At 66.3% G+C, this 20392-nt stretch carries 17 protein-coding genes; 7 read left to right on the plus strand and 10 right to left on the minus strand.

The features are described from left to right. Positions 1-81: 81 nt before the first annotated feature. Complete coding sequence (locus tag J0I42_RS10560) at positions 82-378, minus strand: hypothetical protein (RefSeq protein WP_291654785.1); 297 nt, start codon at positions 376-378, stop codon at positions 82-84. 256 nt (positions 379-634) lie between these two features. Here J0I42_RS10560 and J0I42_RS10565 point away from each other — a divergent pair, with 256 nt between their 5' ends. After that, complete coding sequence (locus J0I42_RS10565) at positions 635-943, plus strand: hypothetical protein (protein WP_291654786.1); 309 nt, start codon at positions 635-637, stop codon at positions 941-943. A gap of 20 nt (positions 944-963) precedes the next feature. Here the strand turns inward: J0I42_RS10565 and iolB are convergent, their stop codons facing one another. The 8 genes from iolB to J0I42_RS10605 form a co-directional block, all read right to left on the minus strand. Further along, positions 964-1761, minus strand: a complete 798-nt coding sequence (gene iolB, locus J0I42_RS10570) for a 5-deoxy-glucuronate isomerase (protein WP_291654787.1) — start codon at positions 1759-1761, stop codon at positions 964-966. A 73-nt stretch (positions 1762-1834) separates the two neighbouring features. Further along, positions 1835-2719 (minus strand): myo-inosose-2 dehydratase, encoded by an 885-nt coding sequence (iolE, locus tag J0I42_RS10575; protein WP_291654788.1) that lies wholly within the window; start codon positions 2717-2719, stop codon positions 1835-1837. A 31-nt stretch (positions 2720-2750) separates the two neighbouring features. Further along, on the minus strand, positions 2751-4601 hold the full coding sequence (gene iolD, locus J0I42_RS10580; RefSeq protein ID WP_291654789.1) for a 3D-(3,5/4)-trihydroxycyclohexane-1,2-dione acylhydrolase (decyclizing): 1851 nt from the start codon (positions 4599-4601) through the stop codon (positions 2751-2753). A 21-nt stretch (positions 4602-4622) separates the two neighbouring features. Continuing rightward, complete coding sequence (locus J0I42_RS10585; RefSeq protein WP_291654790.1) at positions 4623-6557, minus strand: bifunctional 5-dehydro-2-deoxygluconokinase/5-dehydro-2-deoxyphosphogluconate aldolase; 1935 nt, start codon at positions 6555-6557, stop codon at positions 4623-4625. A 106-nt stretch (positions 6558-6663) separates the two neighbouring features. Continuing rightward, positions 6664-7533, minus strand: coding sequence for a MurR/RpiR family transcriptional regulator (locus J0I42_RS10590; protein ID WP_291654791.1), 870 nt, complete (start codon positions 7531-7533; stop codon positions 6664-6666). Between the two features lie 97 nt (positions 7534-7630). After that, positions 7631-8434 carry an SDR family NAD(P)-dependent oxidoreductase gene (locus J0I42_RS10595; protein ID WP_291654792.1) on the minus strand — a complete coding sequence of 268 codons (804 nt, stop codon included), beginning with the start codon at positions 8432-8434 and terminating at the stop codon, positions 7631-7633. A gap of 104 nt (positions 8435-8538) precedes the next feature. After that, positions 8539-9558, minus strand: a complete 1020-nt coding sequence (locus tag J0I42_RS10600; RefSeq protein WP_291654793.1) for a TRAP transporter substrate-binding protein — start codon at positions 9556-9558, stop codon at positions 8539-8541. A 43-nt stretch (positions 9559-9601) separates the two neighbouring features. Beyond that, positions 9602-11470: a TRAP transporter large permease gene (locus tag J0I42_RS10605; protein WP_291654794.1), complete on the minus strand. Its 1869-nt coding sequence runs from the start codon at positions 11468-11470 to the stop codon at positions 9602-9604. A gap of 255 nt (positions 11471-11725) precedes the next feature. On the opposite strand from J0I42_RS10605, the gene J0I42_RS10610 reads away from it, so the two are divergent. The 3 genes from J0I42_RS10610 to J0I42_RS10620 are packed head-to-tail and all read left to right on the plus strand — an operon-like array spanning position 11726 to position 15071. Then, entirely contained in the window at positions 11726-12592 is an 867-nt protein-coding gene (locus J0I42_RS10610) for an IclR family transcriptional regulator (protein ID WP_291654795.1), read from the plus strand. After that, positions 12589-14223 (plus strand): acyl-CoA synthetase, encoded by a 1635-nt coding sequence (locus J0I42_RS10615; protein ID WP_291654796.1) that lies wholly within the window; start codon positions 12589-12591, stop codon positions 14221-14223. Before J0I42_RS10610 ends, J0I42_RS10615 begins: the two co-directional genes overlap by 4 nt. Continuing rightward, a complete protein-coding gene (locus tag J0I42_RS10620) occupies positions 14220-15071 on the plus strand; it encodes a PCC domain-containing protein (RefSeq protein ID WP_291654797.1) in 852 nt (283 codons plus the stop codon). Before J0I42_RS10615 ends, J0I42_RS10620 begins: the two co-directional genes overlap by 4 nt. A 12-nt stretch (positions 15072-15083) precedes the next feature. Here the strand turns inward: J0I42_RS10620 and J0I42_RS10625 are convergent, their stop codons facing one another. Continuing rightward, positions 15084-16709, minus strand: a complete 1626-nt coding sequence (locus J0I42_RS10625) for an acyl-CoA synthetase (protein ID WP_291654798.1) — start codon at positions 16707-16709, stop codon at positions 15084-15086. A gap of 119 nt (positions 16710-16828) precedes the next feature. On the opposite strand from J0I42_RS10625, the gene J0I42_RS10630 reads away from it, so the two are divergent. From J0I42_RS10630 to J0I42_RS10640, 3 genes are all read left to right on the plus strand, one after another. After that, positions 16829-17722 carry a beta-keto acid cleavage family enzyme gene (locus J0I42_RS10630; RefSeq protein ID WP_291654799.1) on the plus strand — a complete coding sequence of 298 codons (894 nt, stop codon included), beginning with the start codon at positions 16829-16831 and terminating at the stop codon, positions 17720-17722. Then, positions 17722-18951, plus strand: coding sequence for a peptidase T (pepT, locus tag J0I42_RS10635; protein WP_291654800.1), 1230 nt, complete (start codon positions 17722-17724; stop codon positions 18949-18951). The genes J0I42_RS10630 and pepT overlap by 1 nt, the downstream gene beginning before the upstream one ends. 75 nt (positions 18952-19026) lie before the next feature. Next, a complete protein-coding gene (locus tag J0I42_RS10640; protein WP_291654801.1) occupies positions 19027-20391 on the plus strand; it encodes an ABC1 kinase family protein in 1365 nt (454 codons plus the stop codon). Position 20392 lies beyond the last annotated feature (1 nt).

Raw genomic sequence — 20392 nt, forward strand, 5'->3', positions numbered from 1 at the left:
ACTCCATGAAAAAGCCCTGCGGCGCGGAGCGCTGCAGGGCTCGATCTTAGCAGGGGCCTTCCGAGACGTGGCCCCGCAATCTTACCACCAGTAGCGGCGCGGGCCGTAGTAGCCGCCATAGTAGTGGCGGCTGGCGCCGGCAGCGATGGCGCCACCAACGACACCGGCGGCAACGCCGGCAGCGACGGCCGAGCCGGCTTCGTTCGAGGCGCGACGGTTCTCGACATAATTCGCCGAACGGCACTGCTGGTAAGCACGGGTGCCGGGGCGGAAGCCCTGGGACTCACAGGTCACTTCGGCGTCGGCCATCGACTCCTGCGCGGTCTGACAACCGGCGAGAAGAGCGGCCATGGCGCCAACGATCAGAATGCTACGCATATTTTATCCCTTTTCAGCCTCCCATTGGCCTGAACGGACTTAAGGGCAGCAGCGTCGGCAGGTCAAGAATGATGCAGGCTTTGCGTTAAAGTTCGCAGGGTCAAATTGCGACAATTTCGCGGTAAATGTGACGAACTCGCCAGGTTGCCAGATGCGGCCGGCGCGGCATGGCGGTTTAATGCGGGCTCGGGCTTGCATTTGTGCCGAAGCGGCGGAACATGCGGACAGACCCGATCAGCCCAGTCCGGACGTGACGATGCCCCGCTTTTCCATCCTCCTGCCGGCCCTGCTGCTCGGCGCCTGCACCTATCACACGTCGCGCAGCAGCATCGTCGTCGTGACCGATGCGAAGGGCGTTGTGGAGAACTGCGCAAGCCTCGGCGAAATCGATGGGCAGGACGGCTCGCAGGCGATCATGCCGCTCGACAAGACGCGCGATTCGGTGGTCGCGCGCCTGAAGATCGCAGCGGCGGAGAAGGGCGGGACGCATGTCCACGCCACCGCAGCCGACATCAAGTGGAAGGGGCCGGACACCAAGGGCACCGTCTACAAGTGCAAGCCGTGAGGCGCGGCTAGCCGGTTTCCTCAGGCCTTCAACAGCCATTCATGCTCCGCGGCGTTGTGGAATTTCCACGTCCGCTTCGGGCCAGCCATGACGTTGAGATAATAGAGATCGTAGCCGTGGCAGGTGGCGCAGGGGTGATAACCCTTCGGCACCAACACGACATCGCCATCCTCGATCGCCATCGCCTCGTCCAGGCTACGGTCGTCAGTATAGACGCGCTGGAAGCCGAAGCCCTGTGGCGGGTTGAGGCGGTGGTAATAGGTCTCTTCGAGATGGGATTCGCGCGGCAGGTCGTCCCGGTCGTGCTTGTGCGGAGGATAGCTCGACGTATTGCCGGCGGGCGTGATGACCTCGACGACGAGCAGTGAATCGGCCGGCTCGTTCTCGGGCAGGATATTGGTGACGTGGCGGGTGTTGGAGCCCTTGCCGCGGATTTCCTGGCCGAGATCGTTCGGGCTGATGACGCGGACGGGCAGGCCACCCTTGAGGCCGGGCGCCGTGCAGACCGCGAGTTCGAGATCGGTGGTGGCGGTGACCGACCAGTCCGATCCTTCCGGGAGATAGACCGACCAGGGCTTGCCCTCGAAGGGGCTCATACGCTGGCCAAGTTCGCCGAGCGCCTCGCCGCCGGCCGTCACCTTGCCCTTGCCGGTGACGAAGACGAGGCAGGTTTCGCGGGTCCCGGTCTGCGCCGAGACGGTCTCGCCTGGCTTCAGGCGATGGAGGTCGAAGCCGACATGGGTCCAGCCGGCGCTTTCCGGCGTGACATGGGTGACGCGGCCCTGCGTGCCGGCGGGGCGGACCTTGAGATGGGACATCGACGGTTTCCTATCCGTTGCGCTCGTCATGCTCGGGTCCGGGCTACGCTACGCCCGAGAATGACGGCTGTATTCAAGCCAGACCGGCTTCCTCGACGAAGCGGCGGAGATTGGCGTGGCCGAGCTTCGCATAGGTCGCGGGCTCCGCCTTCTTCGGGTCCTGCTCGGCCTCGACGACGATCCAGCCGGAATAGCCCTGCAGCTCGCGCAGCACGCGGACATAGTCGATCAGGCCGTCGCCCGGCACGGTGTAGACGCCGGCGAGCACGGATTCGAGGAAGGACCAGTCCTCGCGGTTCGAGCGCCACATCACGGCCTCGCGGATGTCCTTGCAATGGACATGGTGGATGCGCGCCTTCCAGTGGCGGGCGATGCGGGCCGGGTCGCCGCCGCCCCAGGTGGCATGGCCGGTATCGAGCAACAGGCCGACCGCCGGGCTGGTGACGCCCATGAACCGGTCGATCTCGGCCTCGGTCTGCACCACCGTGCCCATATGATGATGATAGACGAGCTGGAGCCCGTATTCGGCCTTCAGGGCTTCGGCGAAATTGGTGTAGCGCGCGCCGAAATCGTCCCAGCGGTTCTTCGGCAGGACCGGGCGGGCCGAGAGCGGTCTGGTGATGTCGGAATGGATCGCGTTCGAGGTCTCGGCCGCGATCAGGACCGAGCAGCCCATGTCGCGGAGCAGCGTCGCATGGGCCTTCACGGCGATCATCTCGGCTGCGACGTCGCGGACGAGCAGTTCGGTCGAGTACCAGCCCGAGACCAGCGCGTGGCCGTGCGCGTCGAGGATCGGCTTCAGCGTGCCGGCCTCGCGCGGGAACTTGTTGCCGAGCTCCATGCCGGTGAAGCCGGCGGTGCGGGCTTCGGCCAGGCAGGTTTCGAGCGGGATGTCGCCGCCGATCTCCAGCATGTCGTCATTCGACCAGCCGATGGGGTTCGCGCCGATGCGGATCATGTGTCGGGTCTTTCTCGCCTATGGGAACGGCTTAGTTGCCGATGGTCTGACGCTTGCGTCGTTCGTCGTAATTCGCGCGCGCCGTGCGAACCTCAACGCGCTCGCTGACCTCGGGCACCGCGACATCCCACCAGGCGCCGCCTGCGCCGGTCGAGATCAGCGGGTCGGTGTCGATGACGATGACGGTGGTGCGGGTGTTGGCCTTCGCCTCAGCCAGCGCTGTTTCCAGTTCCGAAATCGAGGCTGCCTTTACGGCGATCGCGCCCATGCTGGCGGCATGCTGGACGAAGTCGATCTCCGGCAGCGTTTCGTGCCGGCTGTCCTTGAGCAGGTTGTTGAAGCTCTGGCCGCCGGTGGCGTTCTGGAGGCGGTTGATGCAGCCGAAGCCGCGATTGTCGAGCAGGACGATGGTGAGCTTCAGGCCGAGCATCACCGAGGTCGCGATCTCGGAATTGAGCATCAGATAGGAGCCGTCGCCGACCATGACGACGACCTCCTTGTCGGGCCGGGCCATCTTGGCGCCGAGCCCCCCGGCGATCTCGTAGCCCATGCAGGAGAAGCCGTATTCGGCATGGTAGGAGCCGGGCGCGCCGGCCTGCCAGAGCTTGTGCAACTCGCCGGGCAGTCCGCCCGCGGCGTGGAGCAGGACGATGTCGGAGCCGAGCGTGCGCTGGACTGCGCCGATGACCTGCGCGTCCGAAGGCAAGACCGCGTTGCTGGCGGCGGTGGCCTTTCCTGCCTCCTTCTGCCAGTCGGCCTTGCCGGCTTTGGCATTGCTGGTCCAGCTTTCCGGCGCCTTCCAGCCGTCGATGGCTTCGGCTAGTTCGGTCAGGCCCTCGCGGGCGTCGGCGACGAGGGGCAGGGCCCGATGCTTGCCGGCGTCGAAGGCCTGGACGTTGAGGCCGATGATCGTCTTCTCGGAGGCGCCGAACAGAGCCCAGGAGCCGGTGGTGAAATCCTGCAGGCGCGTGCCCACCGCGAGAACGAGGTCCGCCTCTGCCGCGAGGCGGTTGGCGGCTCCCGTGCCGGTGACGCCGACGGCGGCCATGTTGAGGGCATCGTCATCGGGCAGGGCGGATTTGCCGCCTTGCGTCTCGCAGACGGGGATGCCGGTCGCGGCCGAGAAGCGGGCGAGTTCGTTGCTGGCGCCGGAATAGAGCACGCCACCGCCGGCGACGATCAGCGGCTTCTTTGCAGCCTTCAATGCTTCGGTCGCGGCCTTCAGCTCGTCGCGATCGGCACGAGGGCGGCGCGGTATCCAGAGGCGCTCTGCAAAGAAGCTCTCGGGATAGTCATAGGCCTCGGCCTGCACGTCCTGGCAGAGCGCGAGCGTAACCGGGCCGCATTCGGCCGGATCGGTCAGCACCTGCATGGCGCGGGTCAGCGCCGGGATGATCTGCTCGGGCCGGGTGATGCGGTCGAAATAGCGCGAGACAGGCTTAAAGCAGTCATTGGCCGAGACGGTGCCGTCGCCGAAAGCCTCGACCTGCTGGAGGACCGGGTCAGGGATGCGGTTGGCGAAGACGTCGCCCGGCAGCAGCAGCACCGGCAGGCGGTTGACATGGGCGAGCGCCGCGGCGGTGACGAGATTGGTAGCGCCAGGGCCGATCGAGGTCGTCGCGGCCATGAAGCGGCGGCGCATATTGGCCTTGGCATAGGCGATGGCGGCATGGGCCATCGCCTGCTCGTTATGGGCGCGGAAGGTCGGCAGGCGCTCGCGCTCGTGCCAGAGCGCCTCGCCGAGCCCTGCGACATTGCCATGGCCGAAGATCGCCCAGACGCCGCCGAAAATCGGCAGGCGCTCTCCGTCGATCTCGGTCATCTGGCGGCTAAGGAAGCGCGTCAGCGCCTGCGCCATGGTGAGGCGGATCGTGCGGGTCATGATGGTCTCCAGGCCGGAAAACTATGCTGCCTTCCGGCCGCGCGTGGCAAGCCAGAGTCCGGTCAGCGCTTCGAAACGCCCCGCCATGTCGGCAATCGCGGCTTCGTCGTCGAGCTTGCCGGCAAGCCAGCCCTCGGCCGCGTTCATGAAGATGGTGCGGCCAACGGCGAAGCCCTTGACGATCGGCGTGCTGGCTGTCGCAGCGAAGCCGGCCTCCAGCTCCTCGGCGGGGGCATCGAGACCGAGCAGCAGCACGCCGCGGCACCAGGGATCATGCCTGGCGATGGTCTTCTCGATCGCGGCCCAGGCGGCTGACGAGGATTGCGGCTCCAGCTTCCACCAGTCGGGCTTGATGCCGAGCGCGTAGATCTCTTCGAGCGCACGCGAAATCGTGTCGGGGCCGAGCGGGCCATTCTTGCTGGCGATGATCTCGATCAGCAATTCGCGGCCGACCTTGCGCGCAGCCTCGAACAGACCGCGCAGCTTCTCCTGCTGCTCGCGCTTCAATTCCGCCGGGTCGTCGGGGTGGTAGAAGCAGAGCGCCTTGATGCAATGATCGACCGGCCATTCCGGCAGGAGCGAGCCGATATCCTGGCTGGTCTCGAAACGCAGCGGGCGCGAGCCCGGCAGTTCGACCGGGCGGCCGAGCCAGGCGAAGGGGTGGCGGGCGAATTCGAACATCGCCTCGCGACCATGCTTCTCGTCGAGCAGCATGCCATAACCCGGGCGACCATCGGCGACGCGGCCGGCAGCCTTGACCGCCAGCACCTTGAAGTCGCGGATGCGGGCGGGGTCGGCGCCGAGTTTCGCGGCGAGGTCTTCGAGCTGCGAGCGATGGTCGCAGGCGAGCGCCATCAGCGAGGGAATGTCGCGGCGGCGCGTCGTCGCCCAGTGGATGTGGTTGATGTCGGCGTCCTTGCGCAGGGCGCGGTGCGGGCTGCCGTTCCTGAGGAAGTACTGCAATTCCTCGAAGGTCGGGCTTTCCGGCGAGCAGAGCAGGCGCGAGACGGCGAAGGCGCCGCAGGCATTGGCCCAGGTCGCGGCCGTGGCGAGGCTTTCGCCACCGAGCCAGCCGCGCAGGAAGCCGGACATGAAGGCGTCGCCGGCGCCGAGCACGTTGTAGACCTCGATCGGGAAACCCTTGCCGACGATGCCATCCTCGAGGTCGTCGGGGATCGCGCCCTCATAGACGATGCAGCCCATCGGGCCGCGCTTCAGCACGATGGTCGCCGGCGTGAGCGAACGGATCGTCTTCAGTGCGGGCAGGAGTTCGCTCTCGCCGGAGGCGATCAGCACCTCTTCCTCGGTGCCGATGATGAGGTCGCAGCCGGGCAGGACCGTCTTCATCCGCTCGGAGACGGCCTGCGAGGCGATATAGCGGTTGTCGCCGGCGTCATGTCCGGCAAGGCCCCAGAGATTCGGGCGATAGTCGATGTCGAGCACGACCTTGCCGCCATTGCCGCGCATCAGCTTCATCGCCTTGCGCTGGGCGGCCTCCGGGCCGGGACGCGCGAAATGCGTGCCGGTGACGACGACTGCGCGAGCCTTCGCGATGAAGGCGGGATCAATGTCGCTCTCCTCCAGCGCCATGTCGGCGCAGTTCTCGCGGTAGAACAGCAGCGGGAAGGATTTGTCGCTCTCGACCGAAAGAATGGCGAGTGCTGTGAGGCGTTCCGGATCGGTCTTGAGGCCGTCGAGATTCACGCCCTCGCGCGCAAGCTGCTCGCGCAGGAAACGGCCGAACTGCTCGTTGCCGACGCGGGTGAGCAGGGCCGAGCGCAGGCCGAGCCGCGCCGTGCCGATGGCGATATTGGCCGGGCAGCCGCCGACCGATTTGGCGAAGGAGGTGACATCCTCCAGCCGCGATCCGATCTGCTGGCCATAGAGATCGACCGAGGCGCGGCCTATGGTGATGACGTCGAGCGCCTGCGCCGATCCGCCGAGCGGTCCCGCCATGTCTTCCTCCCGGCAGCGATGGTCATCGAAGCCGGACGGCTCCAGATGCCGGAATGAAATAATAATTCCAGTATTTCGTCAATGCGGAATGTCTGTTCCTGAAATTTTAGATGGCTCCGCCACGCCTGCCCTTGCCGCGTCCGGTCCGGCGCGCTTCGCCGATTCCGACCGCGAGCGCCATCGATAGGGCCATGGTCGAGGCCAGCGTGCGGAATCCGCCGAAATCCGCCTCGGCGACCTCGAACCAGAGCTTCGCGAAGCTCGCGAGAGGCGAGAAGGCGCTGTCGGTGATGGCGACGAGCGGCACGCCGCGTTCGGAGAGGCCGCGCGCATCCTCGATGGTGGCGGGCGCGTAGGGCGAGAAGCTGATAACGATCACCGCATCCTTCGGCGTGGCGAAGGAGATCATCTCCGGATCGAGCCCGGCGGCGGATTCGATCATCTGGTTGCGCACTTCGAGTTTGCCGAGCGCATAGGCAAGGTAGCTTGCGACCGGATAGGAGCGGCGCCGGGCGAGGATATAGATCGTCTCGGCGCGGGCGAGCACGTCGATCGCGCGGTCGAGCGTCGCTTCGTCGATGGTGCGGCTCATCACGTCGAGCGATTTGCGCGAGGCGGTCAGGAAGCCGTCGAGGATGCGGTGATTGCCGGCTGCCGCGCCGTTGCCGACGCGCAGCGTGTTGAGGCGCTCCTCATAGCTGGAGTTGCGCTCGCGCAGCCGCGCACGGAAGACGCCTTGCAGGCTGGTGAAGCCGTCAAAGCCGAGATGCTGGGCGAAGCGGATCAATGTGGAGGGCTGGACGCCGGCGGAGACCGCGATGCTGGCGGCGGTGCCGAAGGCGATCTCGTCCGGGTTGTCGAGGGCATAGGCCGCGATCTGGGCGATCCGCTTGGGCAGGCTCTCACGCTGGGCGAGGATCGATGCGCGCAATTCGTCGAAATCGCGCGGCAGCTCCGCAACGGCGGTTTCGCTCATCCTGGGTTCCCGTTGCCGTCCCTGTTGTCGACAGTTCTGGCAGCGAAGCCGAAATGGAGCAAGCGTTCCAGAGGAGGAATGAACGCTCGACGTCGGCTCAGCCCGGCAGGCCGGCGGTGCAGCTCTGACCGCCATCGACCGGCAGGCAGACCCCCGTGATGAACTTCGCCTCGTCGGAGGCGAGAAACACGGAGGCGTTGGCGATGTCCCAGGCGGTGCCCATCTTGCCCATCGGCACCTGCGCGTCGCGGGCGGCGACCATCTCCGCGACCGAGGTATATTGCGAGGAGATCTGCTTGTAGATCAGCGGCGTGTCGATCAGGCCGGGCATGATGCAGTTCGCCCGGATGCCCTGCTTTGCGTACTGCATCGCGAGCGCGATCGTCGCCTGGTTCACCGCCGCCTTCGTCGCGTAATAGGCAAAGTACGGATAGCCGGTCCAGCGGATGGCGGCGAGCGAGGAGATGTTGACGATGGCGCCGCCGCCACCCTTCAGCATTTCGGGAATCACGGCCTTGGCGCAGCGATAGACCGAGCCGAGATTGAGCTGGAGCGAGGCCTCGAACTGCTCCTCCGACAATTCGACCGGGCCGCCCATATGGGTGACGCCGACATTGTTGTGGAGGATGTCGATGCGGCCGAAATGCTTCGCCACCGCGGCGACGCAGGCCTCGACCGAGGCGAGATCGGTGACGTTGGCGGCGAGCGCCAGCGCCTTGCCGCCTTCGCCGGCGATGATCGCAGCGGTTTCCTCGGCGGCGTCGCGGTTGAGGTCGATGCAAGCGACGCCGGCGCCCTCACGGGCGTAGGCGACGGCCGCGGCCTTGCCATTGCCCCAGCCGGGGCCGGAGGAGCCGGCGCCGAAGACGATGGCGATCTTGCCCTTCAGCCGATCGGCCATGCGGAGTTCTTTCTTCGCGATAGGGATAGACATTCGCGGGATCCCCTCTCCTGTAAGGAGAGGGGATCCCGCGCTTTTATAGTCGCGTCCGGTGTCCGAGTAGATCAGCTCAGCGAGCTGCCGACGGCCTTCTCCAGGATGCCCCAGGCTTCGTCGCCATACTTCTTCTTCCATTCGGCGTAGAAGCCGGCCTTGCGCAGCGCGTCGCGGAAAGCGTCGGCCTTGGTCTCGTTGACGACCATGCCCTTCGATTGCAGTTCGCCCTGCAGGCCGGCATTGAGCTTGGCGACGTCCGCGCGCTCGAGCAGCGCGGCGGCGTCGATGTTCCTGGCGACGATGGCGCGCAGGTCTTCGGGCAGCTTCTCCCAGGCGCGGCGGTTGGCCAGGAACCAGAAGCCGTCCCACATGTGATTGGTCAGCGAGAGATATTTCTGCACCTCGAAGAGCTTGGCCGTCGCGATGATGGCGAGCGGGTTCTCCTGACCGTCGACGATCTTGGTCTGGAGCGCGGTGTAGACCTCGGCGAAGTTGATCGAGGCGGGGGCCGACTGGAAGGCGGTGAACATCGAGGTCCAGAGGGGCGAGACCGGCACGCGGATCTTGAAGCCCTTCAGGTCATCCGGTGAGTTGACCGGGCCCTTGGACGAGGTGATCTGGCGGAAGCCGTTGTCCCAGATCTTGTCCATGACGACGAGATTGGCCTTGTTGATCTGGCCGCGGACATAGGCGCCGAGCTCGCCGTCCATCGCCTTCCAGACGGCATCGTAGTTCGGGAACGCGAAGCCGATGCCGGACAGCGAGGCGTTGGCGACCAGCGTCGACAGGATCAGCGGCGAAAGCGTGAAGAACTCGACACCGCCCGAGCGGACCTGGCTCAGCATGTCGGTATCGGAGCCGAGCTGGTTGTTCGGGAAGATCTGGATGTCGACGCGGCCCTTGGTCTCTTCCTTGATCTTGGCCACCGCCTCGTTGGCGCGCGCGTTCATCGGGTGCGCGACCGGCAGGTTGTTGGCGTATTTGTAAGTGAACTCGGCGGCCTGGGCATTGGCGCGGCCGATATGGAAGGTGCCGATGGCGGAGGCGGCGGCTGTCGCCCGGAGCAGCGTGCGGCGCGAGATGGTCATGGGCGTTTCTCCTCTGGGATTGTCTGGTTTCTTGTTGTGAGCTTCACAGCACCCAGGTCGAGAGCCCGGGTACGAGGGCGATGACGACGAGACCGACCAGCAGGGCGACGAGATAGGGCCAGATCGCGCCCATCGCCTCGTCCGGCGAGACGTTGCCGATCTTGCAGGCAATGTAGAAGCCGATGCCGATCGGTGGCGTCATCAGGCCGATATTCATCGCGGTGACCACGACCATCGAATAATGCACGTCGTTGATGCCGAGATTCTTGGCGATCGGGAACATCAATGGTGCCATCAGCACGATCGCCGGCAGGCCCTCGAGGATGCAGCCGAGGATCATGAAGACGACGATTGTCACCGCCATGAAGGTCAGCCAGCCGCCCGGGAGGTTCGCCATGAAGCTGGCGAGGTCTCGGGCGAAACCGGTCTGGGTCAGTGCCCAGGCCATGGCGAGCGCGGTGCCGAGGATCATCAGGATCGCGCCGGAAAGCGCCGCTGTCTCGACCAGCATCTGGTAGAACTTGCCGAGGCGGATGCCGCCATAGAGCAAGATGCCGATGATCAGCGCGTAGAGCACCGCGATGGTCGAGACCTCGGTCGCGGTGGCGACGCCGCCGCCGACGGCCGCGCGGATGATGAAGGGCAGGACGAGCGCGGGAGCTGCGATCAGCGCCGCCTTGCCGATGACGGAGAAGGGCGCCCGGCGTACGCCTTTCATGTCCTCGGCCATCGCCTTCCAGCGGGCGAGGCCCGCGAGCGCGACCAGCAGCACGCCGGCGATGACGAAGCCGGCATTGAACAGCCCCGCGATCGAGACGCCGGCGACGGAGCCGAGCACGATCAGCACGATCGAGGGCGGTACGGTGTCGGCCATCGCCGCGCCGGTCGAAAGCAGTGCGATGAGGTCCTTGGGCTTGTAGCCGCGCCGCTTCATCTCGGGGAACAGGGCCGGCGCGACCGTGGCCATGTCCGAAACCTTCGAGCCCGAGATGCCCGACACCAGGAAGAGCGAGCCGAGCAGCACATAGGACATGCCGGCACGGACATGGCCGAGCATGGAGGCGAGGAAATCGACGATCGCCTTGCCCATGCCGGTGGCGTCGAGAATGCAGCCGAGCAGGACGAAGATCGGCACCGAGAGCAGGATGATGCTCGACATGCCCTCGTCCATGCGCCCGATCATCACGACCGTGGGGACGCTGGTCGAGAACGTCAGGAAGCAGAGCGTGCCTAACCCGAAGCAGAAGGCGATCGGCACGCCAGCGACGAGGCAGAGCGCGACGACGCCGATCAGGAAGATGAGGATGTTGAGATAGCCGAGCTTCTTGAAGGTCGGCGTGCCCAGCCAGAACAGCAGGCCGAGCCCCGCGACCAGCAGGGCAGTCAGTACGAGATCGCGCGGGCGGGCGGTCTTCACCGCGTAGCGCAGCGCCAGCAGCAGCATCAGGATGACGCCGGTGGCGATGGCCGAGACGCGCCAGCTATTGGGGATGTTGAGCGCCGCCGAGGTGACGTAGCTTTCCTCGATCGCATAATCGATCGCCGGATAGACCATGGCGGCGAGGAACGCCGCAGCGGCCAGCAGCGCGAAGGTCTCGACGAAGCCGCGCAGCCGCTCCGGCATCATGTTGACGAAGAGCGTCAGCCGCAGATGCTCGTTGCGGTCGATGGCGATGGCCGAGCCGAGCATGGCGAGCCAGATGAAGGAGATCGAGGCGACCTCGTCGACCCAGACAAAGGGCAGCGAGAAGACGTAGCGCGAGGTCACGCCGAGCAGCAGCACGCAGACGATGAAGGCGACGAGCGCGGCGGCGACGAACTCGACCGGGCGCATGATCGCCGAGCCCGGGCGGGCGTCCTCGTTCTCGCTCAGGTTTTCCGGCAAGGTCAGCGTATCGACGACATCGACCATGCGGCGGCCTCAGGCGCCAATCGCCGGGCGCAATCCGCCCGCTACGCAGAATGCCTCGGTGGCCATCGTTCCGTTCCTCCCTCCGCGCCGATCTTGTGATGCCGTCGGCGTCGATTGTGGTCCACACTGTGAATAGCCGGGCAGTGGGACGGACGGCAGATTACACGAGGGAAGCGGCATTGCAATCCGCAAAGCGCCCATCTACGGTTGGAAGATAAGAATAAGGTCCATACTATGGATCAATTGGAGGAGCGTTTGCCGCAGAATTCCGTGCCGCAAGCCGGCTTGTCCGGCTCCCAGAGCGTCGATCGCGCTCTGGGACTGCTTTCGCTGATCGGGCGGGAGCCGGCCGACGGCCTGCCGCTTGGCGAGATCGTCTCCGGCAGCGGCCTCAACAAACCGACGGCCCGGCGCTTGCTGCTGGCATTGATGCGGGCGGGACTGGTCGAGCAGGAACCGCAGACGCGGCGCTATTGCCTCGGCGAGCAGGCTTTCGTGCTCGGCGTGCTGGCGGCGCGGCGCCATGGCCTGCTCGAGATCGCGATGGACGGCCTGAGGCGGCTTTCGGCCGAGACGCAGGACACGAGCTTCCTGACCGTTCGGCGGGAGAATTACGCGATCTGTCTGCATCGGGAGGAGGGGACCTATCCGGTGCGCACCCATGCTCTGCAGGCCGGCGACCAGCATCCGCTCGGTGTCGGTGCCGGCTCGCTCGCGATGCTGGCGGCGCTGCCGGACGACGATGTGGACCGGGTCATCGCGGCCAATGAAGCCGTGTTGATGGCACGCTATCCCGGCTTCGCGCCGGAGGCTCTGCGCGCCGATATCGCAGCGACGCGCGCGCGGGGGGGCTCGCTCAATCCCGGACGGCTCGTCGCCAGTTCGTGGGGTGTCGGCCGGGCCTTCCGCTACCCTGACGGGCGTATCGCTGGCGCCCTCTCGATCGCCGCGATCGATAGCCGGATGCTGCCGCCCCGGCAGGCGGAGCTGTCGCTCCTGCTGGCGCGCGAGGCCGAGCGGCTGGAAGCGCTTCTCAAGCAGATGTTCGTATCCAAGCGGGGCTCGCGGCCGACCATCTCGACTGCCTTGCGACCCATCGAGACAGGGAGAGCCGCACGATGAACTCAACAACCGGCGCTCCGACCGGGGGCGTCGTGCCGATGACGCGGCGCGTGATGAACCTCGCCCATATCGCGACGCAGAACGCGCGGCGCCTGCCCGCGCAGCCCGCCTTCATCTGGGGTGAGACGGTGCTGGACTGGGCCGAGATCGACGCACAGGTTTCGGCGCTCGCGGCGGGATTGCGCGCTCGCGGCATCGGCAAGGGCGATCGCGTGCTCGTCCATTCCAAGAACTGCGACGCGATGTTCGTGTCGATGTTCGCGACCTTCCGGCTCGGCGCCGTCTGGGTGCCGACGAATTTCCGTCTGCTGCCGGACGAGGTTGCTTATCTCGCGACCGCCTCTGGCGCCAAGGCCTTCCTCTGCCATGGCGATTTCCCCGAGCACGCGGCGGCCGTCGCGGCTGCGAGCCCGGCGCCGGAATTCATCTGGCGGATCGGCGAGGGGACGTTCGGCGCGGACGAGGTCGGTGCCGTGATTGCGAGCCATCGCGGCGAGAGGGTCGAGAACGCGGCGGTCGAGCATGACGATCCCTGCTGGTTCTTCTTCACCTCCGGCACGACCGGGCGTTCCAAGGCGGCCGTGCTGACCCATGGCCAGATGGGCTTCGTCATCACCAACCATCTGTGCGACCTCGTGCCCGGCTCGACCGAGAAGGATGCCTCGCTGGTCGTGGCGCCGCTCTCGCATGGCGCGGGCGTGCATCAGCTCATGATCTCGGCGCGCGGGGCGACCTCGATCCTGCTGCCGACCGAGCGTTTCGACATCGACGAGGCCTACCGACTGATCGCGAAGCACCGCGTCAGCAACATCTTCACCGTGCCGACGATCCTGAAGATGCTGGTCGAGCACCCCGCCGCCGACCAGCACGATCACTCCAGCCTGCGCTACATCATCTATGCGGGCGCGCCGATGTATCGCGAGGACCAGAAGGCGGCGCTGAAAAAACTCGGCAAGGTCATCGTGCAGTATTTCGGGCTGGGCGAGGTCACCGGCAACATCACGGTGCTGCCGCCCGCCCTGCACGAGGCCGAGGACGGGCCCAACGCCCGTATCGGCACCTGCGGCTTCGAGCGCACGGGTATGCAGGTCCAGATTCAGGGCGAGGACGGGAAAGAGGTCGAGCCGGGCGTGCAGGGCGAGATCTGCGTGATCGGGCCGGCCGTCTTCGCGGGCTATTACGACAACCCGGAAGCCAATGCGAAATCCTTCCGAAACGGCTGGTTCCGCACCGGCGATCTCGGCCATATGGACGAACAGGGCTTCGTCTACATCACCGGCCGCGCTTCGGACATGTACATTTCCGGTGGCTCGAACATCTATCCGCGCGAGATCGAGGAGAAGATCCTGACCCATCCGGCGATCGCGGAGGTTGCGGTGCTCGGGGTGCCCGATCCGGTCTGGGGCGAGATCGGCATCGCCGTTTGCGTCAACCGGCCGGGCCAGAACGCGACGGAAGCCGAGATCGCCGATTTCCTCGGGCCGAGGATCGCCCGCTACAAGATGCCGAAGCGCTTCCTGTTCTGGGAGGCCCTGCCGAAATCGGGCTATGGCAAGGTGCCGAAGCGTCTCGTCAAGGACGAGCTGGAGAAGCGCGGCGAGCTCGATTTCCTGAAGGGGAAGTCGTCGTGAGGCGGATCGAGCAGCCCGGCACGGGCACGCCCGAGCGCATCCAGTGGGTGGAATGCGGTGGGCGCGCGTTTTCGCTGACGCTGCCGGCCGGCGTGCCGCTCCTGGAGGCGGTGAGGAGCGGCTTCGCGGCCGAGGGGTTCGCCTCGGGCGTGGTGAAGCTCGACGGGCTGAAGCTTGCGCCTTTCGCGTATGTGATGCCGGCCCTGTCGAAGACACCGGAACATGCGGCCTTCTACAGCGATACGTATCGGCCTGACGGCGGGGCGCGGATCGAAGTCGGCGCGATGACCTTCGGCCAGCGCGACGGGGCGCCGTTCTTCCATGCCCATGCGCTCTGGATGGAGGGCGATGGCAAGCGCAGCGGCGGGCATATCCTGCCCGACGAGACGACCGCGGCCGAGTCGATCACGCTGCAGGCGATCGGGCTCGACGGGGCGGTTTTCACTGCCGAGCCGGATAGCGAGACGCATTTCAAGCTGTTCGGGCCGGTGGCGGCTGCGCCCGGTAGCGCCGGGGTAGGGCGCTTCTTCGCACTGCGCGTGAAGCCGAATGTCGATTTCTGCGGAGCGCTGGAAGCGTTCTGCGCCGAACGCGGGATTCGCGAGGCGGCGATCCATGGCGGCGTCGGATCGACCATCGGCGCGCGGTTCACGGATGGCAGCGTGATCGAGAATTTCGCGACGGAGGTTGCGATCACGGAAGGGCGGATCGCCCGCGGTGATGGCGGCTTCGAAGCGGCGATCGATGTCGCGCTGGTCGACTATAGCGGTGCGCTGGCTAGCGGGCGGTTGAAGCGCGGCGACAATCCCGTTCTGATGACCTTCGAACTGGTGCTGGAGGCGCGCTGACGCCGTGAAGCGTCAACCACCTTGCTGCTTTGCGATTTCCCGATTGCGCAGGTCCTTGCGCATGATCTTGCCGGTCGCGGTCAACGGCAGCTCCGTCACGAACTCGACCTCGCGCGGATATTGATAGGCCGCCAGCCGGTCGCGCACGAAGGCCTGGATCTCGGTGGCCAGTTCCGCCGTCGGTACCACATCGGGCTTCGGCAGCACGAAGGCCTTCACGATCTCGGTGCGGACGGGATCGGGCACGCCGACCACCGCGACCATCAGCACGGCGGGATGACGGATGATGCAATCCTCGATATCGCCGGGGCCGATGCGATAGGAGCCGGACGAGATGATGTCGTCGTCGCGGCCCTGGAACCAGAAATAGCCGTCATCGTCGCGTGCACCGCTATCGCCGGTGACGAGCCAGTCGCCGATGAACTTCGCGGCCGTCGCCTCGGGCTGGTTCCAGTATTCCAGCATCATCACCGGATCGGGGCGCGCCACCGCGATCAGCCCCTGCTCGCCATCAGGCAGTTCGCGCCCTTCCGGTGAGATCACCGCGACACGGTGACCGGGCACCACACGGCCCATCGAGCCGGGCTTCACGGGATAGAGGCTTGCACAGTTGGAGACGAGCAGGTTCGCTTCGGTCTGGCCGTAGAACTCGTTGACCGGGAAACCGAAGGTCTCGCGGCTCCAGTCGAGCATGTCGGCGCCGAGCGTTTCGCCGCCCGTACCGATCGAGCGCATGGCGTAGCCGAAGCGCTGGGGATTTTTGACCTGCCGCATCAGCTTCAGCGCGGTCGGCGGCAGGAAGGCATTGCGCACCTTGTGGCGCGCCATCAGCGCGAAGGCGGCCTCGGGATCGAACTTGCGGGCGCGGGTCGCCAGGACCGGCACGCCGCAATAGAGGCTGGGCAGGAGCACGTCGAGCAGCCCGCCGATCCAGGCCCAGTCCGCCGGGGTCCAGAACAGGTCATGCGCCTGCGGGAAGAATTCCTGCGGCATCTGAACGCCCGGCAGATGGCCGAGCAGGACGCGATGGGCATGCAGCGCACCTTTCGGCTTACCTGTCGTGCCGGAGGTGTAGATGATCACGGCGGGATCGTCGGCGCGCGTATCGGCGGGCGTGAAGCGATCGGAGGCTTTCGCCATCTCCGCCTCGAAATCGAGATGGCCGGCGCCGCCGACGACGAAGATCTTGCGCAGGTTCGGCAGGGCGTCGCGGATCGCCTCGACCTTGCCGATATTTTCGGCGTCGGTGACGAGCACGCTGGCGCCGCTATGGCCGAGGCGGTGCTCCAGGGCCTCCGGCCCGAACAGGATGAAGAGCGGCAGCGCGATGGCGCCGAGCTTGTAGGCGCCGAGATGGGCGATCGCGGTCTGCGGCGATTGCGGCAGGAGGATGCCGACGCGTTCGCCCGGCCCGATGCCGTGAGCGCTGAGCAGATTGGCGAAGCGGTTCGAGGCGCGGGACAGCTCGTCGAAGGAGAGCGTTGCGAGTTTTCCGCCGTCCTCCTCGAAGATCAGGGCCGGTTTGCCGGTGCCGTCGGCATGGGCATCCGAGCAGGCGGTGCCGATGTTGAAGCGCTCCGGAATGCGCCAGGCGAAGGCGTCCAGCGTCTCGCGATAGGTTGCGCGGCGTTCGAGCATGATCGGCTCCGATCTTCGCATGCGTTTGCGCCGATCCTGCCCAGCCGACCTGTGGGCTGACAAGCCCGAGCGACACAGCTTACGGTTTGCGCAAAATTGCGGGACGGAAGGAAATGCCGGTGACCAAGCCGATCTGGGTCGAGGCCGCCATCAACGGCCCCTGGGGCAAGGAGCGCCAGCCGGGCATTCCGATCAGCATTCCCGATATCGTTGCCGACGGCATCGCTGCCGTCGAGGCGGGCGCGGCCATCGTGCATCTGCATGTCTACGACATGGCCACCGGCCGCCAGCGGGACGACTGGCAGCTTTATGCGCAGGCGATCGAAGGCATCCGGGCCAAGGTCGACGCCATCGTCTATCCGACGATCCCGATCCTCGGCTCGGGCTATGCCGACGACATGATCGGCTCCGGTCGCTACACCCATCTCGAGGAGCTGGCGAAGCGCGGCCTGGCCGAATGGGGCGTGCTCGATCCCGGTTCCTGCAACTGGACGACCTTCGCGGGTATCCCCGAAGGCGAGGCCGGCTTCATCTACCAGAACCCCGGCGAGCATATCCGCGAGGGGATGGAGGTGGCGCAGCGCCACAAGGTCCATCCGAGCTATGCGATCTACGAGCCCGGCTTCACCCGACTCGGCGCGGCCTTGGCCAAGGCCTATCCGGGCATGCCGATGCCGATCTACCGTTTGATGTTCTCCGACGCTTTCGCCTGGGGCTTTCCGCCGCGCGAATGGGCGCTGGAGGCGCATCTTAGGCTGCTGGCCGAGGATGCGCCGGAGGCACCGGTGATGATCGCCGGGCTCGGCGTCGATCTCCGCGACCTCATCGGCCCGGCCGTGGCGCGGGGCGTCCATGTCCGCGGCGGGCTGGAGGATGCGCCGTTCGGCTGCGAGAAGACGAATCGTGAATTGATCGCGGACACCGTCCGACTGGTCGAGGCTGCGGGCGGAAGACCCGCGAGCGCGGCCGAGGTGCGGGACTGGTTGTCGCGACAGGCCAAGGGAGAGGCATAGTGAGCTTGCGCGATAAATTGCTCGAACGGTTCCTGCGCTATGTCGCGATCGAGAGCCAGAGCGACATGAAGGCGACGAGCCTGCCGAGCACGCCGGGCCAGCAGGTTCTGGCGGAACTGCTCGCCGGCGAGCTGCGCGCGCTCGGGCTGGAGAACGTCGTCATCGACGACCACGCCACGGTGACGGCGCTGAAGCGCGGCACGAAGCCCGGTGCGCCGCGCATCGGCTTCATCGCTCATGTCGATACCGTCGATGTCGGCCTGTCGCCGGTGATCAAGCCGCAGGTGCTGCGCTTCGAGGGCGAGGATCTCTGCCTCAATGCGGAGAAGGACATCTGGCTGCGCGTCGCCGAGCATCCCGAGATCGCCCCCTACAAGGGCAGCGAGATCGTCTTCAGCGACGGCACCAGCGTCCTCGGCGCCGACAACAAGGCGGCGGTCGCGATCGTAATGACGCTGCTGGCGGAGCTTCGTCCCGAGGATGAGCATGGCGACATCCTCGTCGCTTTCGTGCCGGACGAGGAGATCGGCTTGCGCGGTGCCAAGGCGCTCGACCTCGCCCGGTTCCCCTGCGATTTCGCCTACACGATCGATAGCTGCGAGATCGGCGAGGTCGTCTGGGAGAATTTCAACGCCGCCATGGCCGAGATCGTCTTCACCGGCGTAACCGCCCATCCGATGTCGGCGAAGGGCGTGCTGGTGAACCCGATCCTGATGGCGCAGGATTACATGGCCGCCTTTGACCGGGCGCAGACGCCGGAGAATACGGCTGGCCGCGAGGGCTATACCTGGTTCGTCGAGATCGTCGCCAACTCGGCCGAGGCGGTGCTGCGGGCCAATATCCGCGATTTCGACAGGGCGTCCTTCGAAGCCCGCAAGCGCCGGATCGGCGAGGTCGCGACGGAGATCGCCAAGCGCTATCCGACCGGGCGCGTCACTTCGGACGTGAGCGATGTCTACGGCAACATCGCCGACAGCCTGGGGGATGATCGGCGCTCGGTCGAGCTGCTGATGGCGGCGCTGTCCGAACTGCAGATCGCGCCGAAGCGGATTCCGATGCGGGGCGGTACGGACGGGGCGGCGCTCTCGGCGCGCGGGCTGCCGACGCCGAATTTCTTCACCGGCGCGCATAATTTCCACTCGCGCTTCGAGTTCCTGCCGCTGTCGGCCTTCGAGACCTCCTATGAGGTCGCGCGGCATATCTGCCTGCTGGCGGGACAGGGCGCCTAGCACGGCTTGTCGCATTGGCGATGGCGTAGTCCGCGCCTACATGAGGTGGGCAGGAACAGCGAAAGCACTATCCGCATGTCCGAACGCGACGCCGAAGCCAACCGATTCTCCGCCCGCGCGGCACGCTATGCCCGCGTCGGCGCCAATGTCGGTGGGGTCGCGGCGCGGATCGCGGGTGCAAGGCTCTTCGGCGTCGAGGGGCGCGACGCCACCAATGCCGAGGCCCTGGCCAAGGCGCTGGGCGGGCTGAAGGGCCCGATCATGAAGGTGGCGCAGCTCGTCGCCACCATTCCCGATGTCGTGCCGCCGGAATACGCCGCCGAGTTGCAGAAGCTGCAGTCGCAGGCGCCGCCGATGGGTGCGGCCTTCGTCAAGCGCCGGATGATGGTCGAGCTCGGCGCAAACTGGCGCGAGCGCTTCGGCGAGTTCGACCTGAAGCCGGCGGCGGCGGCCTCATTGGGGCAGGTCCATCGCGCCACGGCGCTGGATGGCGCGGCGCTCGCCTGCAAGCTGCAATATCCCGACATGGAATCGGCCGTCGAAGCCGATATCGCGCAGCTCGAGGTGCTGTTCTCACTGCATCGGCGCATGGGCGCGGTGATCGACACCACCGAGATCGCCAAGGAGATCGGTGCCCGCGTCCGCGAGGAGCTCGACTATCGCCGCGAAGCGAAGCATGCGGCGCTCTATCAGGCGATCCTGTCGGATACGCCGGAGGTGCGCGTGCCGGCTCTGGAGCCGGCACTGTCGACACGGCGGCTCCTGACGATGCATTGGCTCGACGGCAGCCCGATCCTCTCGCACAAGCAGGACGGGCAGGCAGTGCGCGACCGGATCTCGACCGCGATGTTCAAGGCGTGGTGGCGCCCGTTCAGCCATCACGGCGTCATCCATGGCGATCCGCATCTCGGGAACTACACGGTGTTCTCGGAAGGCGGCGAGCCACAGGGCATCAACCTGCTCGACTATGGCTGCATCCGCATCTTCCCGGAGAGCTTCGTCGGCGGCGTCGTCGATCTCTACAAAGGCCTGCGCGACGGCGACGCGGCACGCGTCGTGCATGCCTATGAGACCTGGGGCTTCAAGGACCTGACCAAGGACCTCGTCGACACCCTGAACATCTGGGCGCGATTCATCTACGGGCCGCTGCTGGAAGACCGGGTGAGGCGCATCGCCGAGGATGTCAGCCCGGCCGAGTACGGCCGCAAGCAGGCTTTCCAGGTGCATCAGGCGCTGAAGGCGCGCGGGCCGGTGACCGTGCCGCGCGAGTTCGTCTTCATGGACCGCGCCGCGATCGGGCTCGGTGGCGTCTTCCTCCATCTCGACGCCGAACTGAACTTCCACCGGCTGTTCGAGGTGGAGATCGAAGGGTTTTCGGTGGAGCATGTCGCCAGGCGGCAGGCTGAGGCGCTGGCGAAAGCTGGACTTTCCATAGCGTGAC

It is taken from the genome of Allobosea sp. (assembly GCF_017308015.1).
Classification (GTDB): domain Bacteria; phylum Pseudomonadota; class Alphaproteobacteria; order Rhizobiales; family Beijerinckiaceae; genus Allobosea.

Coding starts and splice junctions, on each gene's coding strand:
- J0I42_RS10560 (WP_291654785.1), bottom strand. CDS start 378: ATGCGTAGCATTCTGATCGTTGGCGCCATGGCCGCTCTTCTCGCCGGT.
- J0I42_RS10565 (WP_291654786.1), top strand. CDS start 635: ATGCCCCGCTTTTCCATCCTCCTGCCGGCCCTGCTGCTCGGCGCCTGC.
- iolB (WP_291654787.1), bottom strand. CDS start 1,761: ATGTCCCATCTCAAGGTCCGCCCCGCCGGCACGCAGGGCCGCGTCACC.
- iolE (WP_291654788.1), bottom strand. CDS start 2,719: ATGATCCGCATCGGCGCGAACCCCATCGGCTGGTCGAATGACGACATG.
- iolD (WP_291654789.1), bottom strand. CDS start 4,601: ATGACCCGCACGATCCGCCTCACCATGGCGCAGGCGCTGACGCGCTTC.
- J0I42_RS10585 (WP_291654790.1), bottom strand. CDS start 6,557: ATGGCGGGACCGCTCGGCGGATCGGCGCAGGCGCTCGACGTCATCACC.
- J0I42_RS10590 (WP_291654791.1), bottom strand. CDS start 7,533: ATGAGCGAAACCGCCGTTGCGGAGCTGCCGCGCGATTTCGACGAATTG.
- J0I42_RS10595 (WP_291654792.1), bottom strand. CDS start 8,434: ATGGCCGATCGGCTGAAGGGCAAGATCGCCATCGTCTTCGGCGCCGGC.
- J0I42_RS10600 (WP_291654793.1), bottom strand. CDS start 9,558: ATGACCATCTCGCGCCGCACGCTGCTCCGGGCGACAGCCGCCGCCTCC.
- J0I42_RS10605 (WP_291654794.1), bottom strand. CDS start 11,470: ATGGTCGATGTCGTCGATACGCTGACCTTGCCGGAAAACCTGAGCGAG.
- J0I42_RS10615 (WP_291654796.1), top strand. CDS start 12,589: ATGAACTCAACAACCGGCGCTCCGACCGGGGGCGTCGTGCCGATGACG.
- J0I42_RS10625 (WP_291654798.1), bottom strand. CDS start 16,709: ATGCTCGAACGCCGCGCAACCTATCGCGAGACGCTGGACGCCTTCGCC.
- J0I42_RS10640 (WP_291654801.1), top strand. CDS start 19,027: ATGTCCGAACGCGACGCCGAAGCCAACCGATTCTCCGCCCGCGCGGCA.